This is a genomic window from Kitasatospora sp. NPDC101108, assembly GCF_055584725.1.
This window is the reverse complement of sequence record NZ_JBVJLM010000009.1, coordinates 243516-264037: the sequence shown is the minus strand read 5'-3', so window position 1 is coordinate 264037 and position 20522 is coordinate 243516. Positions and strand designations below refer to the sequence as shown.

Here is a 20522-nt window from a genome sequence, read left to right as displayed (position 1 = left end):
ACCGGACCGGGCCGGGCCGGGCCGGTCAGGCTCGGCGGCGGAACACCGGCTTCACCGGCCGCCCGCCCAGCCACGACGTGGGATCACCGGCGTCCAGCGCCTTCCGGTACACGGCACAGGCGGCGGCCACCACCTCGACCGTCCGGTCGATGTCGGCCTCGTCGAGCGCGCTGCTCACCACGAACGACGGCGCCAGCACCCCGCCCGCCAGGAGCTCCCGCAGGAACAGGGTGCGGTAGGGCTGCGAAGGCCGTCCCTGCTCGTCGAGGGTGGCGAAGACCAGGTTGCTGGCCCGCCCCCGGACGACGACGTGGTCGCCGACGCCCATGGCGGCCGCTGCCTCGCGGACACCGGCGGCCAGCCGCTCCCCGAGGGCGTGCAGCCGGGCGGTGACGCCCTCCTCGACGTAGGTGGCCTGGACGGCCATCGCGGCGGCCAGCGCGTGGGTCTCCGCGCCGTGCGTGGTGGACAGCAGGAACACCCGGTCGCCCTCGCCGCGCAGCCCGCCCCGCTCCATCAGGTCGCGGCGCCCGGCCAGCGCGGAGACCGCGAAGCCGTTGCCCAGTGCCTTGCCGAAGGTGGAGAGGTCGGGGACGACGCCGTACAGGGCCTGGGCGCCGGCCTCGGACCAGCGGAAGCCGGTGATCATCTCGTCGAAGACCAGCACGCAGCCGTGCCGGTCGGCCAGTTCGCGCAGCCCGGCGAGGTACCCGGGCGGCGGCTCGGTGTGGCCGGCGGGTTCGAGGATCAGGCAGGCGATCTCGCCCCGGTGGCGGGTGAGCAGTTCCTCGGTGGTGGCCAGGTCCCCGTAGGGGAACGAGACGGTGAGCTCGGTGATCGCCGAGGGGATGCCGGCGTCCATGGGGGTGGTGCCGATGAACCAGTCGTCGACGGAGAAGAACGGGTGGTCCGCGCAGACGGCCACCCGGGAACGGCCGGTGGCGGCGCGGGCCAGGCGCACGGCGGCGGTGGTGACGTCGGAGCCGTTCTTCGCGAACTTCACCATCTCGGCGGTCGGCACCGTGGCCAGGAAGTGTTCGGCGGCCTCGACCTCCACGACGGACGGCCGGACGAAGTTGCTGCCGCGGTCGAGTTCCCGCCGCACCGCCTCCAGCACGCGCGGGTGGGCGTGGCCCAGGCTGACCGACCGCAGCCCGGAGCCGTATTCGACGTACCGGTTGCCGTCGACGTCCCAGACGTGGGCGCCGCGGCCGTGGCTGATGACCGGGGCCAGGTGCTCGGGGTACTGGTCGTCGCCCTTGGCGTAGGTGTGGGCGCCGCCGGGGACCAGCGCGTGCAGCCGCTCGTTCGCCGCCCGCGACTTGGGGAGCTGGAAGTCGTCAACGGTCATGGGACTCAGTTCTCCTCAGCACGCAGGGCCTCGGCGAGGCTCGGCGCCTCCCGGTCCCGCTTGGACATCGACACGGGCGGCAGCGGCCAGGCGATGGCGAGCTCCGGGTCGTCGAAGGCGATGGTCACGTCCTCGCCCGGGTCGTGCGGGCGGTCGATCCGGTACGAGACGTCGGCGTCGGTCAGCGCCTGGAAGCCGTGCGCGCACCCGGCCGGGATGTACACGCTGGCCTGCGTCTCGCCGGACAGTTCGAAGGTGGCCACGTTGCGGTAGGTCGGCGAGTCCGGACGCAGGTCCACGACGACGTCGAACACCTCCCCGTGCGAGCAGCGCACGATCTTGGCCTCCCCGGCGCCGGAGCGCAGGTGCATGCCGCGCAGCACGCCCCGCACCGAACGGGAGACGCTGTGCTGGACGAAGGCGTCGGGGTCGAGGCCCACCGAGCGGAGCACCTCGGCGTCGAAGGTGCGGCAGAAGAAGCCGCGCTCGTCGGCGTACGGGGTCGGGGTGAACAGGTAGGCGCCGGCGATCGCCGGGACTTCGGTGACCTTCAAGAGGAGTCCTTACACGTTCGGGAAGAGGGCCGTGGTCAGGGCGGTGAACTGTTGCTCCAGCTGCCGGGTGGCCGTCAGGTTCCGTTCCCCGAGGGTCCGCCGCAGCTCCGCGGACCGCTTCTCCAGTTCCCGGAACTGGTCGATCAGCCGGTCGGGGTCGATGTCACGCGCGGCGTGGCAGTACGCGCCCAGGCCCATCCGGTCCATGAGCGCGTCGCTCTTCGCCGCGTAGCTCAGGGCGAGGGTCGGGGTGCCGGCCTTCAGTGCGCAGACCAGGTTGTGGTACCTGGTCGCCACCACGGCGTCGGCGGCCGCCGTCTCCGCCATCAGGTCGGCCAGTGACGCCACCTCGGCGGCGGTGACCAGCGGGGAGCCGACCGCCTCGGTGATCGTGTCGACCACCGCGGCGTCGCATGCGTCGCCGGTGAGCAGCCGCACCTGCCGGCCGTCCTCGACCAGGGCGCGGACGAAGCGGGTCGTGCCGTCCAGGTAGCGCCGGTGGATCTCCTCGGCCCGGGCGCGGTCGTCGTTGCCGCCATGGAAGTCCATGACGCCGACGCAGACCCGCCCGCCCGGGGAGCCGGGGGCGGGCGGTGCCGGCAGGGCGAAGGCGAGGTCCGGGTGGACCTCGTCCCGCGAGACGTCCACGCCCATCGCCCGCATCGCGTCGCGGGACAGCGCGTCCCGGTACGACCGGTAGGCGGCCAGCCGCGCCGACCAGCGCACCAGGGCCCGGGTGGGCCGGTCGGCGATCGCGGCGGCGCCGACGCCGACCAGCGCCACCGGGGTGCCGAACAGCCGGCCGGAGGCGCAGAGCAGGAACAGCGCGTACGGGAAGCCCCAGGGCCGCAGCGGCAGCGTGGCCTCCAGGACGCCCATGCCCGGCACGATCACCACGTCGTGCCGGCGCACCCAGGCGGCGGTGCGGGCGGCGTCGACGAGCTTGCCCAGGCCCTTGCCGAGGATCGCGCCCGCCCCGGAGGCGGTCCGGTACTCGCCCCGGTACCAGTGCAGCCGGGTCGCGGGGATCCGGTACCGGGCCGTGACGACCTCCGGCCCGCCGCACAACGCGTCCACGACGGCCTCCGGCTGCTCGGCACGCAGGTACCCGAGGACGGCCTCCAGCGACCCGTCGTTGCCGAGGTTGCCGGAGCCGAGCAGCCCGAACACCCCGACCCGCAGGGGCGGTTGCTTCATGCCCGCCTCCCTTCGCGCCCGGCCACGAGCCCGTCGACGGAGACGGCCAGGTCGGTGGGCACGACCGGGGCGCGGTCCTCGACCCGCTCGCCGACGCCCGGCCGCGCCCGGCTGGTCATCCAGGAGGCCAGGTGGCGGTAGCACGCGCGCCGGTCGTCCGGGGACAGCGGCGCCCGCCGGATCGCCGAGGCGAAGCCCCAGACGTACTCGGCGAGCAGTCGGGGTGTCGGGTGGAGCAGGCCCGCCCGGCGCGGGTCCAGGTTGACGCACCGGGAGCGCTTGGAGGGGTTGGCCCGCTCGGCGCGGGTGGGGTGGTCGCGGCGGAAGTACAGCAGCTCGGGCACCTGGTGGAAGGGCCCGTGCAGGGTGATCTCGGCGACGAAGGTGCGGTCCGCGTGGTGGTAGCTGTCGTGCGGTTTCACCCGGCGCAGCACGTCGGCCCGCATCACGCCGTAGAAGTCGTCGCCGCCGGGCTCGAACAGCAGGCTGCGGAAGCGCTCGGGCGCGGACGGCGAGTCGGTGGCGAGCCCGTACTCGTAGGGGACCTTGACGTGGCCGTTCTCGTCGATGACGGCCTGTCCGGAGTGCGCGAGGATCATGTGGGGCCGCTCGTCCAGCGCCTCCACGCAGCGCAGCAGCAGGTCCCGGGCGTACAGGTCGTCGTGCGAGGCCCACTTGAACAGCTCGCCACGGCACTGGGTGAAGACGTAGTTGTGGTTGGGCGCGGCGCCGACGTTGACGGGCAGCCGGAGGTAGCGGATGCGCGAGTCCTGCTCGGCGTAGGTGCGGCAGATGTCCTGGGTGCGGTCGGTCGAGGCGTTGTCGGAGATGACCAGCTCGAAGTCCTCGTAGGTCTGCCCGAGCAGGGCGTCGAGCGACTCGGCGAGGTACTCCTCGCCGTTGTAGACGGGCAGCCCGATGCTCAACCGGGGAACGGCGGTCATGGCGTCCTCACTTCGGGGGTGTTTTCGGATGGCTGAGGTGCTCGCGCAGGGCGGCGCGCAGTTGCCACCACCACAGGGCCGAGCCGCAGGCGGTCGCGGCGGCGACGCCCCAGGCCGAGCCGACGGTGCCGGCCGCGGCCGCTCCGCCGAGCCCGCCGCCGAGGTAGCAGGCGGAGGCGAACAGCTGGCAGCGCAGGCTGCGCCGGGCGGCGGCGAGGGCGCGCAGCCCGGCCGCGGCGCCGCTGCCGAGGCCGGCGCCGGCGACGCCGAGGGTGGCCGGGACGATGAGCTGGGAGGCGGAGTGCCAGACGTCGCCGAGGACGAGTTCGCCGGCCCGGTCCGGCATCAGCAGCAGCGCCGAGCCCCACAGCAGCGCGGCACCGGCCTGCCCGCCGCCCAGCAGGAGGCAGAACCGGCCGAGCCGGTGCGGCGTCCGGCGCAGCACCCGGGCCGCCTCGGCCACGGTGACCAGGGACAGTCCCATCAGCAGGGCGAGGAACGGGCCTTGGAGGAGTTCTGCGCCCCGGACGGCGCCCACCGCGCCGACCCCGGCGATCGCACCGAGCCCGTACGCCCGCAGCTGGCCGGCTCCGCTGAGGCTGACGTTCTCGACCAGGTACCGGGAGCCGAGGTCGCGTTGCTCGCGGAGCCACCCACGGGCTCCGGTCACCCGGGGCCGGACGCCGGACTGGAGGAAGCCGTATCCGGCGGCGGCCGCGGCGGCGGCGCCCCAGGCCAGCAGGAAGGCGGCCACCGTGCCGACCCGGGCCGCCACCACCATCGCCGGGACCAGCGCGGCGCCCTGGACGAGGTCGTTGGTGCAGGCCTTGCGCCCGGTGCCGGCGGCGAAGAAGGCGAACCGCCGGGCGTCCTGGAGCAGCAGCGCCGGCAGGGCGACGCCGAGGCAGGCGAAGGCGGGCCCGACCTCGCCGCCGAGGCCGAGCCCGATTAGCAGGCAGACGGTCCCGAGCGTGCCGCCGACGGCGAGCGCGGTCCCCGAGGAGCGGGCGGCCGCCGCGCGCCAGGCGGCCTCGGGGACGCCGCTGAACCGCACCATGAGCGGGTCGGTGGCCAGCCCGCGGGAGACGTTGAGCACCACTCCGTAGGTCAGCCAGGCCAGGCTGAACACGCCGAAGGCGTGCACCCCCAGCTCGCGGGCGACGTACATGCCCACCGCGAAGTTGATCATGCTGGTGACCGCCTGGTCGGCCAGCCCCCAGGACACCCGCCCGAGGACGCCCCGCCTGGCGGGCCGCCCGCCCTCCCCGGCGGGCTCGGTGGACCCGGCCGGGGTCGTCGTCCTCACCCCCTCGGTGGTCATCGGCGTCAGGCCTTGACCAGCCCGGCGCCCCGGAGGGCGTCGGCCGCGACGGCGACCGTGTCGAACGGCAGCCCGGACCGCTCGGCGACGTCCAGCAGACTGTGCCGGCCGTCGGACATGCTGAGCACCCAGAGCATGGCCAGCTGGGCCTGCTTGGCGTCGCTGCGCCCGCCCAGCGAGTCGTACAGCCCGCGCCGGCCCAACTGCGGTTCGCCGTACGGGCTGAGGTTGAGGTAGCTGCGGTTGCGGTCGAGCAGGGAGAAGGCCTCGCGGCAGACCGCGAGGGTGTCCGCCATGGCCTCCGGCGTGACGAAGTCCGGGTTGTCCGCCGAGGTGTGGTACTCGGGGTACCCGGCGTACGGGGTGCGGCTGAGCGAGCCGACGCCGAGGTCGAAGCCGGGCGAGCAGTACTGCCGCTCGTCGTAGCCGTACGGGGTGAACTCGGTGATGCGGTGCGGGCGTCCGGAGGCGGTGAGGACGTGCCGCAGCACCCGGTCGATCTCCGCGTCGCCGCGCCTGCTCCGCTTGTACGTCAGCTGCCCCCGGTCCCCGGCGCAGGCCAGCACCAGGCCGTGCTTGACCCGCTCCACCCGCTCCGCGTTGCGGGCCAGCCAGGTGATCGCCCCGATGGTGCCCGGCGCGAAGACGAACCGGTAGGTGTACCACGGGTCGCGCCGCGCCAACTCCCGTGCCAGGAAGGTCGCCACGGCGATGCCCGCCAGGTTGTCGTTGGCCAGTGAGGGGTGGCAGACGTGGCAGGAGACGATCACCTCGTCGGCGACCTGCCCGGGGACGACGTGCTCGGCGTAGGTGAGGTGGCCGTCCGCGAGCGTGGAGTCGATGCGCACCTCGTAGTCGCCGTCCGGCAGGGCGTCCAGGGTCTCCTGCGAGAGGCAGAACCCCCAGTCGGGCGTGTAGTAGCTGGTCCGGTACGGCACCCAGCTCGGGTGGTCGGGCAGGGTGTGGAGGTGTCCGCGCAGCTCGGCCAGCGGCATGGTGGCCGCCACCGGCACGCTGTAGCCGAGCACGTGCAGGCTGGACGCGGCGAAGTCGACGACCCGGTTCCCGGCGGCGTCGGCGATGTAGGCGTCCCGGATGTTCCACTCCTGCGGCACCGTCCAGTCGAGCACCTGCGTCCCGGTCGGCACCTCGTGCACCTGCAGCGGAAGGTACTCGCCGAGGATCTCCAGGGTGGCGCGCACCCCGTCGCCGGTGATGCTCCGGCAAATCGGGTGGAGCCGGGCCACCAGCGCGTGCATCTCCTCGCCGACGGTGGTCACCGGCGCCACCGCAGGGTGTCGTCGACGGTGCCGGCCCCGGTGGCCCGGCGCAGTACGGCCAGCCGGGTGTAGCGGCCGTCGAAGTCCTCCTTGGTCAGGCCGAACTTCCGGTAGGCGTCGGCGAGTTCGGCGGCGCCGCGCTCGACCGTCCACTCGCAGTCGAAGCCGGGGACCGCGGCCCGGAAGCGGGAGAAGTCCACCCGGTACGAGCGGGGGTCGGCGCCGGCCTCCCCGGTGATCCGCACCTTGGAGCCCTCCACCGCCTCGGCGACCTGTTCGGCGATCTCGGCGACCGTGACGTTGTTGACCTCGCTGCCGATGTTGAACGCCCGGTCGTGCACCGCCTCCCGGGGCGCGGCCAGCGCCGCCGCGAAGGCCCGGGCGATGTCGGCGGCGTGCACCAGCGGGCGCCAGGGGGTGCCGTCGGAGAGCACCAGCACCTCGCCGGAGAGCAGGGCGTGGCCCACCAGGTTGTTCAGCACGATGTCGGCGCGCAGCCGGGGCGAGTAGCCGAAGGCGGTGGCGTTGCGCAGGTACACCGGGGTGAAGTCGCCGTCGGCCAGCTCGTGCAGGTCGTCCTCGACGCGCACCTTGGACTCCGCGTACGGCGTCACCGGGCGCAGCGGCGCGTCCTCGCCCACCAGCTCGTCGCCGCCGGCGGCGCCGTACACCGAGCAGGTGGAGGCGTACAGGAAGCGCTTCACCCCGGCGTCGCGGGCGAGTTCGGCGAGCCGCACCGAGGCGTGGTGGTTGATGTCGTAGGTGAGGTCCGGGGCCAGCGAGCCCAGCGGGTCGTTGGACAGCGCGGCCAGGTGGATCACGGCGTCCACCCCGGCCACGTCCTCGGCGGTGACGTCGCGCAGGTCCACCCGGCGCCCGGGCGGGTCGGCGGGCTTCGGGCCGAGGACGCAGTCCGCGAACAGCCCGGCGTCCAGGCCGACGACCTCGTGCCCGGCCTCGGCGAGGACGGGAGCCATCACGGTGCCCAGGTAGCCCTGGTGTCCGGTGAGCAGTACGCGCAAGGGTCAGCCCTCCAGGCCGAGAGTGAGTTTGGTGGCGGCGAAGGCCTCGGCGTAGCGCGCGTGGCATTCGATGCCGCGGATCCGCGCCAGCCCGAGGAAGGCCTCCCGGTCGTACCAGGGGCGGTGCCGCTGCGAGGGGTAGTGCTCCTGCAGCAGCCGCACCTTCTGTTCGGCGGTCTCCGGGGCCAGCGGCTGGTACGCCGTCGGGCGGCCGAGGTCGCCGTCCCACTTGACGATCTCGTAGCCGAGCACGAGGTGGTCGCGGAAGGCGGTGGTCATCAGCTTCGCCAGGCCGCGGTGGTCCTGGTGCGCGTCCTCGGTGCGCGGGGCGAGCACCAGGTCCGGGTCGCACTGCCCGCGCAGCTCCTCCACCGCGGCCTTGGCCTCGTCCCAGTGCGCCGGCAGCCGGCCGTCCGGCAGCTTGCGGACGGTCAGGCGCAGGTCGGCGCCGGGGCAGAAGGCGGCGAGCGCGGCCCGCTCCTCCTGTTCCCGCTCGCTGCCGCCGCCGGAGAGCACCAGCGCGTCGACCCGCAGGCCCGGCCGTGCCCGGCACATGGTCAGCAGGGTGCCGCCGGCGCCGATGGCGATGTCGTCGCAGTGCGCGCCCACGGCGACGACGCCGTTCAGGCGCCCGGGCCGGAGCCGGATCACGCCGCGCCCTCCCGCTCCCAGACCGCCCACGGGCGGTCGCCGTGCGCGTAGGCGGCGTCCAGGGCGGCCCGCTCCTTCACGGTGTCGGTCGGCTTCCAGAAGCCGCGGTGCCGGTGGGCCACCAGCCGTCCGCGCTTGGCGAGTTGGGTGCAGCCGTCGGCCACCAGGTCACCGTTCTCCGGGATGTGGTCGAAGATCTCCTGACGGAGCACGAAGTACCCGCCGTTCTCCCACAGCGGCATGTCGCTGACCGCGGTGATGCCGCCCACCAGGTTGCCCTCGCCCAACTCCACGCAGTGGAACGAGGACTGCGGCGGCACCACCATCATCGACGCACCGGCGTCGCGCTCGGCGAACCGGTCGATCATCTCCGGCAGCGGGGCGTCGGTGAGCACGTCGGCGTAGTTGGCGAGGAACATCTCGTCGCCGTCCAGGTGGTGGCGCACCCGGCGCAGCCGCTCGCCGATCGGCGACTCGATGCCGGTCTGCGCGAAGGTGATGGTCCAGGAGGCGATGTCGGTGGACAGCAGCTCGGTCCGACCGCCCCGCAGCACGAAGTCGTTGGACGTGGTCTCCTCGTAGTTGAGGAAGAAGTCCTTGATGTGGTGGGCGCCGTAGCCGAGACAGAGGATGAACTCGGTGTGCCCGTAGTAGGCGTAGTAGCGCATCACGTGCCAGATCAGCGGCCGGGGCCCGACCATCGCCATCGGCTTGGGCACGTCGTCCGACGCCCCGCTGCGCATCCGCAGCCCGTAACCCCCGCAGAACAGGACGACCTTCACGGCTTCACCTCGACCATGCTGAGTTCCGGGACGGGGAAGACCAGCCGGCCGCCCCACTCGTGGACGAAGGACAGCTGCTCGGTCAGCTCGGCCCGCAGGTTCCACGGGAGGACCAGGACGTAGTCCGGCCTGTCGACGGCGATCTGCTCGGGGGCCAGGATCGGGATGCGGGTGCCGGGGGTGAACCGGCCGTGCTTGTAGGGGTTGCGGTCGACGGTGTACGGGAGCAGGTCGGGCCGGATGCCGCAGTGGTTGAGCAGGGTGTTGCCCTTGCCCGGGGCGCCGTAGCCGACGACCGTCTCGCCGCGCTCGGCCGCGTCGATGAGGAACCGCAGGAGGTCGCGGCGCACCCTGGCCACCCGGGCGGAGAACTCGGTGTACCCGGACAGTTCCTGGAGCCCGGCGGCCTTCTCCCGGTCCAGCACCTCGGCCACCCGGCGGCCCGGCTCGCCGGCCGCCGCGGCCGGGCGGGCCCACAGCCGGACGGAGCCGCCGTGGGTGGGGAGCAACTCGACGTCCACCAGGGTGAGTCCGCCGCTCGCCAGGGCCCGGGCCGCGGAGGCGACCGTGTAGTACTGGAAGTGCTCGTGGTAGATGGTGTCGTACTGGTTCTCCTCGATCAGGGTCAGCAGGTGCTGCACCTCGACGGAGACCCAGCCGTCGTCGGCCACCAGGGCGCGCAGCCCCCGGGTGAACCCGACCACGTCGGGGATGTGGGCGTAGACGTTGTTGGCCACCACCAGGTCCGCCGGGCCGTGTTCGGCGCGGACGGCCGTGCCGGTGTCCGGGGAGAGGAACTCGGTGAGCGTGGGCACGCCCGCCTCCCGCGCCGCGGCGCCGACGTTCACCGACGGCTCGATGCCGAGGCAGCGGATCCCCCGGTCCACCACGTGCCGGAGCAGGTAGCCGTCGTTGCTGGCGACCTCGACCACGAAGGCGTCCGGGCCGAGGCCCAGCCGCTGGACGGCGCCGTCCACGAAGCTGCGGGCGTGCTCCACCCAGGAGGTCGAGTAGGAGGAGAAGTACGCGTACTGGGTGAAGGTCTCCTCCGGCGTGATCAGCGGGGGGAGCTGCGCGAGCCAGCAGTCGGTGCAGACCCGCAGGTGCAGCGGGTACGCCGGTTCCGGCCGGTCGAGTTCGTCGGCGGCGAGGAAGCTCTCGCACGGCGGGGTCGCCCCCAGGTCGACGACGCTCGCCAGCGCCGCCGAGCCGCAGAGTCGGCATCGTGTCACGTGGTGCCCCCAATCCCGCCCGCGCGGGATCCCCGCGGCGGGCCAGCGTTCGTGTTCCCTACCGGCGGCGCGCCGTCCGCGCCGCCGGACCGACCCGCGATCGCGGAGCGGTACCCCTCCACCAGGCGCTCCAGCCCGACGGCCGGGCTGAACCCCTGTTCGTAACGGCGCCGGGCCGCCAGTCCCATCTCCCGGTTGCGCGCCGGCCCGGCCGTGATCCGGCGGATGGCGGACGCCAGCGAGGCCGCCTCGCCCGGCCGGTGCAGCAGCCCGGTCACCCCGTCCTCGACGAGTTCCACGAAGGCGCCGTGACCGGCGGCGACGACCGGCACCCCGGCCGCCATCGCCTCCACGACCACCAGCCCGAACGCCTCCAGCCAGGTCGAGGGCGCCAGCACGGCGACCGACCGGGCGACGGCCTCCCGGCACCGGGCCGGGTCGTACAGCCCCGCGTACCGGACGTCGTCCCGGCCCGCCGCCCAGGCGGCCACCTCCCGCTCCAGCGGCCCGGCGCCGGCGACCACCAGCGGCACGCCCACCCCGCCGTCCGCGGCGAGCCGGTCCCACGCGGCCATCAGCAGCCGCACGCCCTTGGCCTCCGCGAGCCGCCCGAGGTAGAGCAGGTGCTCCCCGCCGCCGGTGCGGCCGACGCCCGGCTCCGGCACGAAGTTGTGCTTCACCGCCAGCCGTTCGGGCGGCAGCCCGGCCCGCACCAGGACGTCGCGCTGCGCCGCCGAGATGCAGAAGAACCGCTCCACGCCGGACCACCAGCGCCGCCGGTTGACCGCCAGGCTCACCGCGAGCGGCACCGTCGCCAGCCGGGAGCCGCGGTAGCAGCCGTGCCGGACGGCGGGCAGCGGTGAGCCCCCGACGCACTCGGTGCACGGCCGGCCGTCCCGCTGGAGGGTGCCCGGCGGGCAGACCTGGGAGTAGTTGTGCAGGGTGGCGACGGCGGGCACCCCGGCGTCGGCGCAGGCCGCGAGCACCGCGGGCGACAGCAGCGGGAAGACGTTGTGGACGTGCACCACGTCCGGCCGCTCGGCCCGCAGCCGGGCGGCGAGTTGCGCGCGCACCGCCGGGTTCCACGGCACCAGCAGCGGCACCGCGGCCTTGCCCGGCAGGGACCGGGCGGCGATGGAGTCGCTGCGCCGCTCGAACAGCTCGACCCGGTGGCCGGCCTCGCGCAGCAGCGCCGCCTCCTGGTCGACGACCCTGTTCTCCCCGCTCGGCTGCGCCGAGCCGTAGCGGTTGTGCACCACGAGGACGTGCATGGTCAGCTCACCCCTTCGGGCGTCGGGACGGGAGCGGCGGGGGCCGCCAGCAGCGAGGCGGCCACGGTCAGGTGCAGCAGGTACGGCGAGGCGTCGCCGAGCCCGGCCTCGGTGTACGAGGCGATCGCGCAGTAGCTGATGAGGAAGATCGCGCAGGCCCTGGAGAGCGACGGCGGCCGCAGCAGGGCGACGCCGCCCAGCGCGAGGAAGACCGCCGCCACGACGGCGGTGCCGGTCAGGCCCTGCTCGTTGTAGACGGCCAGCCAGCTGTTGTCGATCGGCAGCCCGCCGAAGGACTTGTCGCCCAGGCCCGTGCCGAACAGCTGCTCCAGGGTCGTGCGGGGCGCCGCGAGCAGGGCGTCCCAGACCTTGGCCCGGCCGGTGAGGTTGGAGAAGTTCTCCTGGCTCTGCCCGCGCAGGAACCACGCCTCCAGCAGGGAACTCAGCCCGACGGCGGCCGCGGTGGCGCACAGCACCGCCCAGCCGAAGAACCTGCGGGCGGCGGCGCTGGTCAGGACGAGCGAGCCGATCGCCAGCGCCAGTCCGGCGATCAGGCCGAGGGTGGCCGTGCGGGTGTGGGTCAGCGCGAGCAGGACGAGGGACGGCAGGATGATCACCGCCGCACTGGACCCGGTGGTCCGGCGCCCCAGCAGGAGCAGCACGGTGAGCCCGACGATCACCGCGGCGTACTGGCCGATCTGCGGCGGGGTGAGCGGCCACAGCGCGCCGACCAGCCGTCCGCCGTAGAGCTCGGGCATCGCCGCGCCCGGGGAGACGACCAGGCCGGCGGCCACCGACAGGAGCACCGCGAAGTACATCCGGACGTGGTACCGGACGAACGTCGGCCCGCCGTCCCACCAGCGGCTGAGCAGCCACAGCGTGCCGACGAACAGCGCCAGCCGGAAGCAGCGGAACAGTGCGCCGAACCCGGACTCCAGGTGGGCGCTGGAGACCACGCTCAGCACCAGCAGCAGGGTGAGCAGGCACAGGAAGGCGCTGGCCCGAACGCGCAGCCGAAGGTTGAGCAGGAGCGCCAGGGTGAACGCGGTGACCAGCGCGCCCATGGTGGCCATCTGGATGAGGGAGCGGGGCAGCGGGACGACGGTCACCGCCCCGGCGGAGCCGAGGGTGTTGAGGATCAGCAGCCCCCAGATCAGCTCGACGGTCCGGGGCGGGCCGGCCGGGCGCGGCGCGGCCCCGGGCCCCGGCTGCGGCCCGGACGCCGCGGCCGGCCCCCGGCGGGTCAGGTCCCGGTCCATCTCAACCACCCGCCCGGGGCCGGAAGGTGCTGCCCGTGTCCTGCTGGTAGGGCAGGCCCTGCCACTGCCCGAAGTCGAGGGCGCGGCTCGGGTCGTGGGCGACGAAGCTCCACGGCCCGAGGTAGCTGTTGTCGTGCCAGCGGTTCTGCTGCCCGCCGGTGATCGCCTCGGCCACCGGCTCGCCCTTGTACGGCGACCAGTCCGGATAGGTGCCGTAGTTGGCCAGCACGGCCATCCGGCCGCACTTGACCGCGCAGCCGACGACGGACCGGTCCAGCTCGAACCGGTTGTCGTGGATGTCGACCCGCTGGGTCTTCCACCGGCAGTCGCCGTACAGCGGCGGGGTGGCGATCGTCGGCGGGGAGCAGCGGTCGGTCTTCCTGACCAGCAGGGTGCAGTCACCGGAGGAGGTGTTGGCCGGGCTGTTGCAGAACCGGTCGGCGTTCTCCCACAGGGTGATCCCGGACCAGTTGTCCTCCAGCGCGTTGCGGTAGATCTCGATCCGGTCCGTGCGGGCCGGGATCCGCGGTTCGCCGCCGGACTCGGACAGGTAGACCGTCGCGTACGGGAAGTCGTCGCCGCGGTCGGCGGCGTTGCGGCCCTCGACCCAGTCGTTGCGCCGGATCGTGTTGTCGCGGATGACCGCGTTGTAGCTGGTCTCGTAGATCAGCGCGGCGCCGTCGTTGGCCTCCAGCAGGTTGTCCTCGATGCGGAAGTCGTTGTTGTTGGTGTCCGCCCACAGCCCCGGGCCGCGGTTGTCGTGCACCCAGTTGCCGCGTACGTCGGCGCCGTCGACGGCCCAGAACTTGGCGCCGCCGGTGCAGCCGCAGCCCGGTTGCCGCCGCTCCCACCCGTCGGTGTCGTTGCCGGTGATCTCGTTGCCCTCGACCAGCAGGTCGCTGACCGGGGCACCGGACTTGTACGCGTTGATGCCGTACTGGCCGTTGCCGCGCAGGCAGTTGGCGCGGACCCGCTGGTGGGCGCCGGCCATCAGCCCGGCGCCGGAGTTGTCCTGAACCGTGTTGTGCTCGATCACCCAGCCGTCGGCGGAGTCGTGGTTGACCACGCCCTCGTTCTGCGGGGCGACGAAGCCCTGCACGGTCAGGTGGCGGATGGTGACGTCGGTGGCGGCGCCGCTGAACGCGTACTCGTTGGTCTTCCGGCCGTCGAGCACCGCGCCCGGTGCGCCGAGGTAGCTGTCGCCCTCCTTGGGGACGACCTGGGCGTAGCGGTCCGGATCGAGCGTGTGGGTGCCCGGCCGGAGCCAGAAGGTGGTGTGCGGGGGGCTGTTCCTGGTCTTCGCCGCGAGGTCGCCGACCACCGCGGGGTCGACCGTCACCGCGCCGGCCGGTGCCTCCGCCGGTCCGGCCCCGGGGGCGGCGCACACCCGGGCCGCGGCCGCCGCCCCGGTCGGCCCGGCGGTCGGCTCCGGCGGGGCGCCGGAGCCGCTCGTGCAGCCGGTCACCGCCAGCAGGGCGAGCGCCGGCAGCGCCGCCCACGCCCCCGGGTGCCGCCTCGTGATCCCCACCCTCCCCTCCCCCTAGCCCCGGAACCCGAGGACGGTGGTGAACCGCCGGCTGCCGTCGGCGAAGCCGGTGCCGACCAGGGTGGTGGCGGGTTCCCGGCGTCCGAAGCCGGCGGAGTACCAGCCCAGCGGCGGGTCCGTCTCGCCGCGGTGCGCCCGCCAGGACAGCTGCCCGGGCAGGTCCAGCACGGCGGAGCGTTCCTCGCCGTCCCGGGTCCAGGTCAGCAGGGCCCGGTCGCCCGTCAGCTCCGCGGTGACGGCCGGGCCGAGGTGGAACACCAGGCGCACGGCCCGGCGCGGGCCGCGCAGCTCGTCGACCACCCGCAGCTCCCGGCTCGCCGTGTGCAGCTCGACCCGGCGGCGGTGCACCGACGGCCGGTAGCCGTCGTGCTCGGCGCACCAGCGGGCCACCCCGGGGTCGGAGGTGTCCGCGACCAGGACGCGGGTGCGGGCGTGCCGGGTCCACAGGAAGGGGCCGCCGGAGAGGGACTGGTCGGTGCCGTCCGCCTCCAGGGTGTTGTGGCCGAGGGTCGAGCGGAAGTACCGCCGCCACTCGGGCTGCCCGTGGTAGCAGTACGTCCCCGGGTCGGCGAGCACGTCGACCCCGTCGTGCCGGACCTCCAGGGAGAGCGCGTCCGCGTGGGCGTGCGCGGCGATGGACAGGAAGCCGTGCGGGCCGCCGTCGCAGCGGCACCAGATCTCCCCCGGGCCGCGCAGGATGGTCATCCCCGCGTCGGGGAAGTGGACCGGACGGCTCGCCGGGCGGGCCACGGCCGTGCTCCGCCCGTACGGCCGGATCAGCGCGGCCAGCAGCGGGGTGCGCACGTCGGCGCCGGCCGTCTCCGGCCACCAGGCGAGTCGGCCGAACACGGCGTCCCCGGTGGCGAGCAGCGAGGCCCAGCGGTCGGTGCCCGAGCCGTCCAGGACCAGCCCGTGCCCGTCGTCCGCGTCCCCCTGGCGGGGCGGTCGCAGCCGGTCGTCCACGACGGCCGCGAGGGCGTCGGTCATCCGCAGCAGCACCGGCCGGATCGTCGCGGGGACGGGCACGGCGGCGGCGTCCGCCTCGGCCAGCGCGGCCAGGCCGAGTTCCAGGACGAGTCCGTGGTACTCGGTGGCCAGCTCGCGGTTGAGGCCGGAGCGGAAGGTGTTGGCGCGCAGGTGCCGCTCCAGCGAGCGCAGTGCGCCGGAGCGCCAGCGCGCCGAGGAGGGGAACCACCCGAAGGCGCAGGCCGCGGCGAACTGCCCGGCGGCCTCGGCGATGACGTGGTTGTTCGCCGAGGACCCGCGGCTGGGGAAGGCGGCCAGCCAGCGCTGGTGGTGCCAGATCTGGTCCAGCGCCACCGGGTTGCCCTCGAACAGGGCAGCCGCGTCCGGCCAGCCGTCGAGCAGCCGGCGGATCCACACCCAGGACAGCAACCGGATGCCCAGCTCGATGCCGCTGACCCAGTGCACCCCGCGCAGCGGCGGGTTGGCCGCCCACCAGGACCGCAGGTGCTCGGCGACGCGCTCGGCGTAGCGTTCGTCGCCGGTCAGCGCGAAGGCGGCGGCGAGCACGGTCAGGTACTGGTGCCGGGAGGGCTCCCAGATCTGCTTGATGTCGCCGACCGCGTCCTCGTCGCGGTACGGCACGTCGAACGCGTAGCCGGCGGGGGCCCGGCGCCCGGTCCTCGGGTCGCGCCACCAGTCCGGGGCGACCAGGTCGTCGCGCTCCACCCCGAAGAACTCGGCGTGTCCGTCCATCAGCCGCTCCGCCTCGGCGAGCAGCCGTTTGGCGGCCTCCGGCGGCACCGCGGCGAGCGCCCCGGCGGGCAGGACGGCGGTGAACCGGGCGCCGGGGGCGCCCGGGCCGTGCGGCGGCACGGACGACCGCCACCGCCGCCGGCGCACCGCGTCGCCGACCCGGCCGCCGATCTCCTGCGGCCCCATCCGGGACAGCCGCCGCAGGTACCAGCCGGCGCCCATGGTCACAGCGACCTCGCCAGGGCCACCGGCGCGCCGCCGGTCAGGGCGGCCTGCACGGCGAGGGTGGCCGCCGTGGTGGCGACCAGCGACTCCAGCGGCACCGGCATCGGGCCGCCGGTGCGCACGGCCTTGACGAACGAGGCCAGTTCGGCGGACTGGCCCTTGTCGCGGGCCTTGGGCAGCCGCGAGCTGACCCACCGCTTGCCGCCGGCCGTGCTGTCGAAGTACACCGAGGCGCGGACGAAGTCGTCGAGCTTGAGCACCTTGCCGTCCGCGACCAGGTCCAGCGTCTCCTTGGGGAAGCCGGGCGCGCCGGTGGTGACGTAGCTGAGGGTGGCGGTGGAGCCGTCGGGGTAGCGCAGCACGATCTGGAGGTCCTCGTTGCCGGACGGGGCGACCGCGTACACCGAGACCGGGTCGGCCCCCAGCAGCCAGCTCGCGGTGTCGATGAAGTGCCCGCCCTCGCCGGCGAACCGCGAGCCCTCGGTGCCCTGTTGGAGGTACCAGCTGCCGTGCTGCAGCCGGCCCGCGTTGACCAGGTAGCGCAGGCTCGCCGGGCCGGTGCGGGCGCCGAAGCGGGCCCTGGCCTCCCGCAGCAGCGGCGCGAACCGCCGGTTGAAGCCCACCTGCAGGCGGTCGTTGCCGGACTCCTCCACCGCCGCGAGCACCCCGGCCAGTTCGTCCTCGGTGAGGGCCAGCGGCTTCTCCACGAACACCGTCTTGCCGGCCAGCAGCGCCCGGCGGGTCAGTTCGGCGTGCGAGCTGTGCCGGGTGACCACGAACACCGCGTCGATCGTCCCGTCGCCGAGCACGGCGTCGAGGTCGGTGGTCGCGTGGGCGAAGCCGAACTTCCGCTGGGCGTTGGCCGCGGACAGCGCCGTCGTGGTGACGACGGCGGACAGGGCGACGCCCTCGCGCCGGGCCAGGTGCGGCAGCAGCATCGAGGTCGCGTAGTTGCCCGCGCCGACGAAGGCCAGCCGCACGGGCGACCCGGAGGGCCGAGCCGGGGCGGACGCCGGGGCGGCGCGGCGCACCGCGGGCACCGCCACCGCCGGGGCCCGCGCCGGCTCCTCCCCCGCCTCCCCCGGGTAGCGGAACAGCACCGCGACGGCCTTCAACTCACCGTCCCCCAGCCGCCGGTACGTCTCGACGGCGTCCTCGAACTCGGCGATGTGGGAGATCAGCGGTTCCACGTCGACCCGGCCGCGGGCGGCGAGGTCGAGGAAGCAGGCCAGGTTGCGGCGTTCGGTCCAGCGCACGTAGCCGATCGGGTAGTCCCGCCCGTCGAGCTCGTACTCCGGGTCGTAGCGCCCGGGCCCGTAGGAGCGGGAGAAGCGGACGTCGAGCTCCTTCTCGTAGTACGCGTTCCACGGCAGGTCCAGGCGGCACTTGCCGATGTCGACGACCCGGCCGCGGTCCCGGGCCAGGTGGGCGGCCAGCTCGACGGGCTGGTTGCTGCCGCCGCCGGCGGCCAGGTACACCTGGTCGACGCCGTGACCGCCGGTCAGCTCGGCGACGGCGTTCTCCACGGCCGCGGAGCCGGGATCGCCGCAGGCCACCGCGCCCAGCCGCTCGGCCAGTTCGCAGCGCGCCGGGTCGGGGTCGGCGCCGACCACCCGCACCCCGGCGGCGGTCAGGAGCTGCACCACCAGCTGCCCGATCAGGCCCAGGCCGATGACCAGGGCCACCTCGCCGAGCTGCGGCTCGCCCTGGCGCACGCCCTGGAGGGCGATCGACCCGACCGTGCCGAAGGCCGCGTGCCGCGGCGCGAGGCCGTCCGGGACCGGGGTGTAGAGGTTCCGCGGCACCCAGTTCACCTCGGCGTGCAGCGCGTGCTCGTTGCCCGCGCAGGCCACCAGGTCGCCGACCTTCACGTCGTCGATCCCCGCGCCGACCTGCTCGACCACCCCGCACAGCGAGTAGCCGAGCGGCGTGTAGGAGTCCAGCTTGCCCATCACCTTGCGGTAGGTGGCGGGCAGTCCGTTGACGGCGACGCTCTGCATGACCTTGGCCACCTGGTCCGGCCGGGAGCGGGCCTTGCCCAGCATCGACATGCCGGCCTCGGACACCTTCATCAGCTCGGTCCCGGTGGAGATCAGCGAGAAGGCGCTGCGCACCAGCACCCCGCCCGGCTTGCACCCCGGCACCGGCACGTCGAGCACCGACAGTTCGCCGCTCTTGTAGTTCTGCACAACCTGTTTCACCGGAAGTCCCCTTGTTTCTGAGCCGTCGACTGAGCCCTGCTAGGTCGTGCTGTGGCCGGAGCCGGAGGTCGCGCCGCGGTACCAGTGCTCAAGCGTCAGCACGTGCCACAGGTGCTTGGAGAAGTCCCGCTGCCCGGCGGCGTCCTCGGCGGCCAGCCGCGCCAGCGCGTCGCGGCGCAGGAACCCGGACCGCACCAGCTCGCCGTCGTTGATCACCTCGCGCACCAGCGGTGCCAGGTCCCGGCTCATCCAGGCCCGCAGCGGGGCGCTGAACAGGCCCTTGGGCCGGTACACGATCTCCCGGGGCAGGACCGAGGCGGCCGCCTCCTTGAGCACGGCCTTGCCCTGCCGTCCGACGATCTTGCGGTCGCCGGGGACGGCGAACGCCGCCCTGACCACCTCGACGTCCACGTACGGCACCCGCACCTCGGTGGAGGCGGCCATGCTGGAGCGGTCGGTGTAGGCGAGGTTCAGTCCCGGCAGGAACATCCGGGCGTCGCCCAGGCACATGCGGTTGACGAAGTCGTCCAGGTCGTTGTCCCGGTAGACGTCCGCGTGCTCGGTCAGCACGTCCTCGACCGCGCCGGCCAGATCCGGATTCACCAGCGCGAGCAGTTCCTCGCGGTCGTACATGGTGTAGCTGCGCCGGAACGCGGTCTCCTCCGGCAGGTCGGCGAAGGAGAGGAACCGCTTGGCGAACCGCACCGAGCGGAAGCCCCGGTTGGCGGTGGCGACCGGCAGCCGGTCCACGGCCGCGGACAGGCCGCGCCGCAGCGGCCGGGGGACGCGCTGGTAGCGCAGCGCGAGCCGGTTGGCCAGGTGCTTGCGGTAGCCGGCGAACAGCTCGTCGGCGCCCATTCCCGAGAGCAGCACCTTGACCCCGGCCTCCCGGGCGGCCGAGCAGATCAGGAAGGTGTTGATCGCGGCCGGGTCGCCGATCGGCTCGTCCAGGTGGTACGTCATCCGCGGCAGCAGGTCGAGCACGTCCGGGGCTATCTCGATCTCGTGCAGGTCGACGCCGAACCGCTCGGCCACCCGCCGGGCGTAGCGCAGGTCGTCCGGCATCGCCTCGAACCTGGCGTCCTCGGCGCGGAAGCCGATGGTGTACGCGGAGATCCCGGGGTGGTCGCGGGCGGCCAGCGCGGTCAGGTAGCTGGAGTCCAGTCCGCCGGAGAGGAAGGTCGCCACCGGGACGTCGGAGAGCAGGTGACGCCGCGTCGAGTCCTCGACGATCGCGGCGAGGTCCGGGAGTTCGCCGGCCCGGGCCCGCTCCCGGCCCTCGGCGGCGACCTCCCGCAGGTGCCAGTACCGGCCGCGCTCTACCCGGCCGTCGGGCCGGCAGCGCAGCCAGCTCCCCGGCGGCAGCTTCTCCGCCTCGCGGAACGCGCAGCGCGAGTCCGGCACCCAGTAGTACAGCAGGGAGGCCACCAGCGCCGCGTGGTCGACCTCCAGGGAACCTCCGGTGGCGGCGGCCAGCGCCTTGAGCTCGGAGGCGAACACCAGTCCCTCGCCGCGCCGGACCAGGAAGAGCGGCTTGATGCCGAGCTGGTCCCGGGCGAGCACCAGCTCACCGGTGCGCTCGTCGAAGATCCCGAACGCGAACATCCCGCGCAGCCGGGGCAGGCAGTCGGTGCCCCAGCGCCGCCAGGCCTCCAGCAGCACCTCGGTGTCGGAGGTGCCGCGGAAGCGCACCCCGGCGGCCGTCAGTTCGGCGCGCAGCTCGGGCGCGTTGTACAGCTCGCCGTTGTACGTCAGGACCAGGCCGTCCGAGGCCATCGGCTGGGCGCCGGTCCCGGTCAGGTCGACGATGGCCAGCCGGCGGTGCCCCAGGTGCACCTCGCCGTCGCCGAGGGGGTGGCTGTACCGGCCCGAGCCGTCCGGACCCCGGTGGGCGAGGGTGTCGGTGAGCAGGTCGGTCACGGCCTTCCCGTCCGGCCATCGGTACGTGCCCGCGATGCCGCACATGT

16 protein-coding genes are annotated in these 20522 nt (G+C 74.1%); all 16 read right to left on the bottom strand.

All coding sequences use genetic code 11. The features are described 5' to 3' along the window. Positions 1 to 25: 25 nt before the first annotated feature. Genes ACZ6Z8_RS21565 through asnB form a run of 16 tightly spaced genes read right to left on the bottom strand, consistent with a single transcriptional unit; the run spans position 26 to position 20520 of the window. Positions 26 to 1351: a glutamate-1-semialdehyde 2,1-aminomutase gene (locus ACZ6Z8_RS21565; protein WP_465611649.1), complete on the bottom strand. Its 1326-nt coding sequence runs from the start codon at positions 1349 to 1351 to the stop codon at positions 26 to 28. Positions 1352 to 1356: 5 nt separating this feature from the next. Next, positions 1357 to 1905: a dTDP-4-dehydrorhamnose 3,5-epimerase family protein gene (locus ACZ6Z8_RS21560; protein ID WP_465611648.1), complete on the bottom strand. Its 549-nt coding sequence runs from the start codon at positions 1903 to 1905 to the stop codon at positions 1357 to 1359. A gap of 9 nt (positions 1906 to 1914) precedes the next feature. Continuing rightward, on the bottom strand, positions 1915 to 3102 hold the full coding sequence (locus ACZ6Z8_RS21555) for a polysaccharide pyruvyl transferase family protein (RefSeq protein ID WP_465611647.1): 1188 nt from the start codon (positions 3100 to 3102) through the stop codon (positions 1915 to 1917). Next, positions 3099 to 4046, bottom strand: a complete 948-nt coding sequence (locus ACZ6Z8_RS21550) for a glycosyltransferase family 2 protein (RefSeq protein ID WP_465611646.1) — start codon at positions 4044 to 4046, stop codon at positions 3099 to 3101. Before ACZ6Z8_RS21550 ends, ACZ6Z8_RS21555 begins: the two co-directional genes overlap by 4 nt. A gap of 7 nt (positions 4047 to 4053) precedes the next feature. Further along, positions 4054 to 5367 (bottom strand): hypothetical protein, encoded by a 1314-nt coding sequence (locus ACZ6Z8_RS21545; RefSeq protein ID WP_465611645.1) that lies wholly within the window; start codon positions 5365 to 5367, stop codon positions 4054 to 4056. Positions 5368 to 5372: 5 nt separating this feature from the next. After that, the gene (locus tag ACZ6Z8_RS21540) at positions 5373 to 6656 is read right to left on the bottom strand and encodes a DUF4910 domain-containing protein (protein ID WP_465611644.1); all 1284 of its coding nucleotides are present in this window, start codon (positions 6654 to 6656) and stop codon (positions 5373 to 5375) included. Continuing rightward, positions 6644 to 7669 carry an NAD-dependent epimerase/dehydratase family protein gene (locus tag ACZ6Z8_RS21535; protein ID WP_465611643.1) on the bottom strand — a complete coding sequence of 342 codons (1026 nt, stop codon included), beginning with the start codon at positions 7667 to 7669 and terminating at the stop codon, positions 6644 to 6646. Before ACZ6Z8_RS21535 ends, ACZ6Z8_RS21540 begins: the two co-directional genes overlap by 13 nt. A gap of 3 nt (positions 7670 to 7672) precedes the next feature. Then, positions 7673 to 8320, bottom strand: coding sequence for a PIG-L deacetylase family protein (locus ACZ6Z8_RS21530; RefSeq protein ID WP_465611642.1), 648 nt, complete (start codon positions 8318 to 8320; stop codon positions 7673 to 7675). Beyond that, entirely contained in the window at positions 8317 to 9102 is a 786-nt protein-coding gene (locus tag ACZ6Z8_RS21525; RefSeq protein WP_465611641.1) for a glycosyltransferase family protein, read from the bottom strand. Before ACZ6Z8_RS21525 ends, ACZ6Z8_RS21530 begins: the two co-directional genes overlap by 4 nt. Next, the gene (locus ACZ6Z8_RS21520; protein WP_465611640.1) at positions 9099 to 10334 is read right to left on the bottom strand and encodes a methyltransferase domain-containing protein; all 1236 of its coding nucleotides are present in this window, start codon (positions 10332 to 10334) and stop codon (positions 9099 to 9101) included. The genes ACZ6Z8_RS21525 and ACZ6Z8_RS21520 overlap by 4 nt, the downstream gene beginning before the upstream one ends. Next, positions 10331 to 11605, bottom strand: coding sequence for a glycosyltransferase (locus tag ACZ6Z8_RS21515; RefSeq protein ID WP_465611639.1), 1275 nt, complete (start codon positions 11603 to 11605; stop codon positions 10331 to 10333). Before ACZ6Z8_RS21515 ends, ACZ6Z8_RS21520 begins: the two co-directional genes overlap by 4 nt. Before the next feature lie 2 nt (positions 11606 to 11607). Next, on the bottom strand, positions 11608 to 12864 hold the full coding sequence (locus ACZ6Z8_RS21510) for an O-antigen ligase domain-containing protein (RefSeq protein WP_465611638.1): 1257 nt from the start codon (positions 12862 to 12864) through the stop codon (positions 11608 to 11610). Between the two features lies 1 nt (position 12865). Next, the gene (locus ACZ6Z8_RS21505) at positions 12866 to 14392 is read right to left on the bottom strand and encodes a right-handed parallel beta-helix repeat-containing protein (RefSeq protein ID WP_465611637.1); all 1527 of its coding nucleotides are present in this window, start codon (positions 14390 to 14392) and stop codon (positions 12866 to 12868) included. A gap of 12 nt (positions 14393 to 14404) precedes the next feature. Continuing rightward, positions 14405 to 16357: an alginate lyase family protein gene (locus tag ACZ6Z8_RS21500; protein WP_465611636.1), complete on the bottom strand. Its 1953-nt coding sequence runs from the start codon at positions 16355 to 16357 to the stop codon at positions 14405 to 14407. Beyond that, on the bottom strand, positions 16354 to 18555 hold the full coding sequence (locus ACZ6Z8_RS21495) for a bi-domain-containing oxidoreductase (protein ID WP_465611635.1): 2202 nt from the start codon (positions 18553 to 18555) through the stop codon (positions 16354 to 16356). The genes ACZ6Z8_RS21500 and ACZ6Z8_RS21495 overlap by 4 nt, the downstream gene beginning before the upstream one ends. A gap of 39 nt (positions 18556 to 18594) precedes the next feature. Beyond that, on the bottom strand, positions 18595 to 20520 hold the full coding sequence (gene asnB, locus ACZ6Z8_RS21490; RefSeq protein WP_465611634.1) for an asparagine synthase (glutamine-hydrolyzing): 1926 nt from the start codon (positions 20518 to 20520) through the stop codon (positions 18595 to 18597). Positions 20521 to 20522: the final 2 nt, after the last annotated feature.